Here is a 5,161-nt window from a genome sequence, read left to right as displayed (position 1 = left end):
CTCGCTCCCACAGGGTGTACGCATTCCAAAATGTGGGAGCGAGCTTGCTCGCGAAGGGGCCCGTCCAGACAACACAAAAACCACTGCCCATCAGAGGCAGAGAACCTCAATAACCGTGAGGCACAAAACCGTGATCGAGACCCTGAACCATCTCCCGCATCCGCACGAAAGCGCGGCCGCCCTCGCCGGCCATTTCACCGATCTGGCGCCACCGCTCAACGCCCGGCAGGCACATCTGGAAGCCTCGCGCTGCCTGTATTGCTACGACGCGCCATGCGTCAACGCGTGCCCAAGCGAAATCGACATTCCGTCGTTCATCCGCAATATCCATCAGGACAACGTCCCCGGTGCGGCGCAGAAAATTCTCTCGGCGAACATCCTCGGCGGCAGTTGCGCCCGGGTCTGCCCGACGGAAATCCTCTGCCAGCAAGCCTGTGTGCGCAACAACGCCCAGGAATGCGCGCCGGTGCTGATCGGCCTGTTGCAACGCTACGCCGTGGACAACGCGCACTTCACCGAGCACCCGTTCCAGCGTGCGGCGAGCACCGGCAAGCGCATCGCCGTGGTCGGCGCCGGGCCAGCGGGTTTGTCCTGCGCCCACCGCAGTGCGATGCACGGGCATGACGTGGTGATTTTCGAAGCACGGGAGAAGGCTGGCGGCCTCAACGAATACGGGATCGCCAAGTACAAACTGGTCGACGACTACGCGCAGAAGGAGCTGGATTTCCTCCTGCAGATCGGCGGCATCGAAATCCGTCACGGACAGATACTCGGCGAGAATCTGACCCTCAGCGAGCTGCATCAGCAGTTCGACGCGGTGTTCCTCGGCCTCGGCCTCAACGCCAGCAAACAGCTCGGTCTGGCCCACGAAGACGCGCCCGGCCTGCTCGCCGCCACCGACTACATCCGCGAACTGCGCCAGGCCGATGACCTGACGCAACTGCCACTGGCCGAACGCTGCATCGTCCTCGGCGCCGGCAACACCGCGATCGACATGGCCGTGCAAATGGCCCGCCTCGGAGCGCGTGACGTGAATCTGGTATATCGCCGGGGCGCGGCGGACATGGGCGCCACCGGTCACGAACAAGACATCGCCAAAGCCAATCAGGTGCGCCTGCTGACCTGGGCACAACCGGAGGAAGTGCTGCTCGACTCGCAAGGCAAGGTGCGCGGCATGCGTTTCGCCCGTACACAACTGGTCGACGGTCGCCTGCAAACCACTGGCGAGACCTTCGAACTGGTCGCCGACGCGATCTTCAAAGCCATCGGCCAGGCCTTCGACAGCAGCGCCCTCGCCGACCCGCTGGCCCGTGAACTCAAGCGTCAGGGCGAACGGATTCAGGTCGACGACAACCTGCGCACCAGCATTCCCGGCGTGTATGCCGGTGGCGACTGCACCAGCCTCGATCAGGATCTCACCGTGCAAGCCGTACAGCACGGCAAACTCGCCGCCGAGGCGATCAACGCGCAACTGATGCTCAACGTGGAGGCTGCATAAATGGCCGATCTCTCGATAGTCTTCGCCGGTATCAAAGCGCCCAATCCGTTCTGGCTGGCCTCCGCGCCACCGACCGACAAGGCCTACAACGTCGTGCGCGCCTTCGAGGCCGGCTGGGGTGGCGTGGTCTGGAAAACCCTCGGCGAGGACCCGGCAGCGGTCAACGTCTCGTCGCGCTACTCGGCGCACTACGGCAACAACCGCGAGGTGCTGGGCATCAACAACATCGAACTGATCACCGACCGCTCGCTGGAAATCAACCTGCGCGAGATCACACAGGTCAAGAAGGACTGGCCGGACCGTGCGCTGATCGTCTCGCTGATGGTGCCGTGCGTCGAGGAATCGTGGAAACACATCCTGCCGCTGGTGGAAGCCACCGGTGCCGACGGCATCGAGCTGAATTTCGGTTGCCCGCACGGCATGCCCGAACGCGGCATGGGCGCAGCGGTGGGTCAGGTGCCGGAGTACGTCGAGCAGGTGACGCGCTGGTGCAAGACCTATTGCTCGCTACCGGTGATCGTCAAACTGACACCGAACATCACCGACATCCGTGTCGCCGCCCGCGCTGCGCATCGCGGGGGCGCCGATGCGGTGTCGCTGATCAACACCATCAACTCGATCACCAGCGTCGATCTGGAACACATGGTCGCCCTGCCCACCGTCGGCAGCAAAAGCACCCACGGCGGTTACTGCGGCTCGGCCGTCAAACCGATCGCGCTGAACATGGTCGCCGAAATCGCCCGTGATCCACAGACCCAAGGCCTGCCGATCTGCGGCATTGGTGGCATCGGCAGTTGGCGTGACGCGGCGGAGTTCATCGCGCTGGGCAGTGGCGCGGTGCAGGTGTGCACGGCGGCGATGCTCCACGGTTTCCGGATTGTCGAGGAGATGAAGGACGGTCTGTCGCGCTGGATGGACAGCCAAGGCTACGCCAACATCGCCGAGTTCTCCGGGCGCGCAGTGGGCAATACCACCGACTGGAAGTACCTCGACATCAACTACCAGGTAATCGCCAAGATCGACCAGGACGCGTGCATCGGTTGCGGGCGTTGCCACATTGCTTGCGAGGACACTTCACACCAAGCGATCAGCAGCTTGAAACAGGCCGACGGCACGCATAAATATGAAGTGATCGATGATGAGTGTGTCGGCTGCAATCTGTGCCAGATCACTTGTCCGGTGGCGGACTGTATCGAGATGGTGCCGATGGAAACCGGCAAGCCGTTTCTGGACTGGAATCATGATCCGAGGAATCCTTACCACGTTGCCGTCTAGATCGCCGGCTGATCCAACAGCCCCCTCACCCTAACCCTCTCCCAAAGGGAGAGGGGACTGATTGGGGGATATTTCAGAAATCCACCGACTTGAGCGATTTACTTTGAATCCATAATCGATACATGCACAGGCACGGACGGCTTTGAATCCAAAATCGATACATGCACAGGCACGGACGGCTTTGAATCCAAAATCGATGCATGCACAGGCACGGACGGCTTTTTGAGTCCATATTCGACTGGATTTTTCAGGTCGATGTAACTCGCAAGACACCTCGGTCGGCCCCCTCTCCCTCCGGGAGAGGGCTGGGGTGAGGGTCAGCTCTTGCTTCAGGGCTCCAACCCGATCCCGCGCAAAATCACACTGGTCACCGTCTGCACCGCCCGCTCGAACTGCATGTCCGACAGCGGTTGATGCTCGTTGAGAATATTCACCTGATGATCGAAGTCGGCGTAATGCTGGGTCGAAGCCCAGATCATGTACAGCAGGCTCGACGGCTCCACCGGCAGAATCCGCTTGTCCTCAACCCATTGGCGGATCTTCGCTTCCTTCATTTTCGCCCAGTCATACAGGCTGACATCCAGCGCCTCGCCTAACGTTGGCGCGCCGTGGATGATCTCGTTGGCCCAGACTTTCGAGCCGTGCGGCCGGCTGCGCGAGTGGTTCATCTTGGCGCGGATGTAGCTGCTGAGCACCACCCGCGGGTCATCGAACATCTCGAAGCACAGCGCGTCCTGTTTCCACACCTCCAGCAGGTCGAACAGCACCGCGCTGTACAGTTCGCTTTTGGTCGAGAAGTAGTAATGCAGGTTGGAACGCGGCAGCTGCACTTCGGCGGCGATGTCGGCCATGGCGGTGCCGCCGAAACCTTTTTCGGCGAAGACTTTTTCCGCCGCGAGCAGGATTTTCTCGACGTTACTGCGACGAATCTCGATCTTGTGATTGCCCATGAGGGCTCCCTGACAACGACGTTGTTGAAGACTAGCATCCGCTCTGGCCTCGGGGCGACCGCTGCAAACAAAACTTCGTATGAAGGCCGGCGCATGGCTAAACTGGCGCTTCTTTGTCCTGCCTCAGAGGTATCCGCGATGCTGTTCAAGAACGTCCTGACCACCACTGCCCTGCTCGCTTCGCTGTTCGCCGCATCTTCGGTTTTCGCCCACGCCCACCTGAAAAGTGCCACCCCGGCCGCCGACAGCACCGTCGCCACGCCGGCCGATCTGCGCCTGACCTTTTCTGAAGGCGTCGAAGCCAGTTTCACCAAAGTCAGCCTGACCCACGACGGCGCCCCGGTCGCAATCAAACCGCTGACCACCGAAGGCGACAAGAAAACCCTGATCGTCACCCCTGCCGCACCGCTCGGTGCCGGTGAATACAAAGTCGAATGGCACGCGGTGTCGGTCGACACACACAAGAGCGAAGGCGCCTACCAGTTCAAGGTTGGCCAGTAATTCATGAGTGAAGCGCTGGTGCTGTGCCGTTTTGTGCATTTCAGCGCGGTGTTGATGCTGTTCGGCGCCTGGCTGTTCCGGCCGTTGCTGCTCAAGGCACCAGTGCCAACATTGGATCGGCATCTGGCGCGACTGGCGCGTTGGCTGACCGCGATTGCGTTGGTCAGCGGTGTCACCTGGGCACTGTTGATCACCGCGAGCATGGCCGGTTCGGCGGCGGCAGCGTTCGATCCGGACACTGTTGGCGTGGTGCTCGGCAACACCTTTTTCGGCCAGGTCTGGCGCTGGCATCTGCTGATCAACGCGCTGTTGCTGGCACTGCTGTTCACGCCGTGGCGTTCGAATGTGCTGCTGCGCCTGGGCTTGAGCGCGCTGCTCTTGGCGACCCTGGCGCCGGTCGGTCACGGCGCGATGCTCGACGGCCTCAGCGGGCAACTGCTGATCCTCAACCAGATCGTTCACCTGACCTGCGTCGCCGCATGGCTGGGCGGCTTGTTGCTGTTGGTGTTGATCCTGCGTCAGCCGAGCACAGCGATGGGGCGGATCCTGCAACGCTTCAGCGGTGTCGGTTATGCGATCGTTGGCGGCCTTCTGATCACCGGGTTGATCAACGTGCGCGTGTTGACCGGGCAATGGTGGCCGACGCCGCTCTTTGCAGGGTTTGCCTTGATTCTGCTGATCAAGGCCTTGCTGGTGCTGGGCATGCTCGCGCTGGCGCTGTTCAATCGCTTGCGGATTGATGATTGCGAACAGCGGATGGGCGCGCTCAAGCGCAGTGTGGTGCTGGAGTGGTTGTTGGGGATGGGTGCGGTGGCGGCCGTCTCCCTGCTCGGTACCCTGCCGCCGATGATTGCTGGATAAACCCAATCAGACTGTGGGAGCGGGCTTGCTCGCGAAGGCTGTGTATCAGATACGAAAATATCGCCTGACACACCGC

Annotated in this window: 5 protein-coding genes; 4 read left to right on the top strand and 1 reads right to left on the bottom strand. The window is 61.5% G+C overall.

The window, feature by feature from the left end:
- The first annotated feature begins 130 nt into the window (after positions 1–130).
- Positions 131–1,498 (top strand): NAD(P)-dependent oxidoreductase, encoded by a 1,368-nt coding sequence (locus QMX91_RS28885; RefSeq protein WP_282413760.1) that lies wholly within the window; start codon positions 131–133, stop codon positions 1,496–1,498.
- Positions 1,499–2,773, top strand: coding sequence for an NAD-dependent dihydropyrimidine dehydrogenase subunit PreA (preA, locus tag QMX91_RS28880; protein WP_135295491.1), 1,275 nt, complete (start codon positions 1,499–1,501; stop codon positions 2,771–2,773).
- A gap of 329 nt (positions 2,774–3,102) precedes the next feature.
- Here the strand turns inward: preA and QMX91_RS28875 are convergent, their stop codons facing one another.
- Positions 3,103–3,723 carry a TetR/AcrR family transcriptional regulator gene (locus QMX91_RS28875; RefSeq protein WP_007965266.1) on the bottom strand — a complete coding sequence of 207 codons (621 nt, stop codon included), beginning with the start codon at positions 3,721–3,723 and terminating at the stop codon, positions 3,103–3,105.
- 138 nt (positions 3,724–3,861) lie between these two features.
- Between QMX91_RS28875 and copC the strand changes: the two genes are divergently transcribed.
- Both copC and copD read left to right on the top strand, forming a co-directional pair.
- On the top strand, positions 3,862–4,224 hold the full coding sequence (gene copC, locus QMX91_RS28870) for a copper homeostasis periplasmic binding protein CopC (protein ID WP_098968231.1): 363 nt from the start codon (positions 3,862–3,864) through the stop codon (positions 4,222–4,224).
- Positions 4,225–4,227: 3 nt separating this feature from the next.
- Positions 4,228–5,085, top strand: a complete 858-nt coding sequence (gene copD, locus QMX91_RS28865) for a copper homeostasis membrane protein CopD (protein ID WP_098968230.1) — start codon at positions 4,228–4,230, stop codon at positions 5,083–5,085.
- Positions 5,086–5,161: the final 76 nt, after the last annotated feature.

This window comes from Pseudomonas sp. PS01299 (assembly GCF_029960145.1).
In the GTDB taxonomy this organism is placed as follows: domain Bacteria; phylum Pseudomonadota; class Gammaproteobacteria; order Pseudomonadales; family Pseudomonadaceae; genus Aquipseudomonas; species Aquipseudomonas putida_A.
The sequence above is the reverse complement of the archived record's forward strand: the minus strand, read 5'-3'. Positions and strand labels throughout refer to the sequence as shown.

What these genes read in the sequence shown, in the direction of transcription:
- copD (WP_098968230.1), top strand. Translation starts at nt 4,228, where the DNA reads ATGAGTGAAGCGCTGGTGCTGTGCCGTTTTGTGCATTTCAGCGCGGTG.
- copC (WP_098968231.1), top strand. Translation starts at nt 3,862, where the DNA reads ATGCTGTTCAAGAACGTCCTGACCACCACTGCCCTGCTCGCTTCGCTG.
- preA (WP_135295491.1), top strand. Translation starts at nt 1,499, where the DNA reads ATGGCCGATCTCTCGATAGTCTTCGCCGGTATCAAAGCGCCCAATCCG.
- QMX91_RS28875 (WP_007965266.1), bottom strand. Translation starts at nt 3,723, where the DNA reads ATGGGCAATCACAAGATCGAGATTCGTCGCAGTAACGTCGAGAAAATC.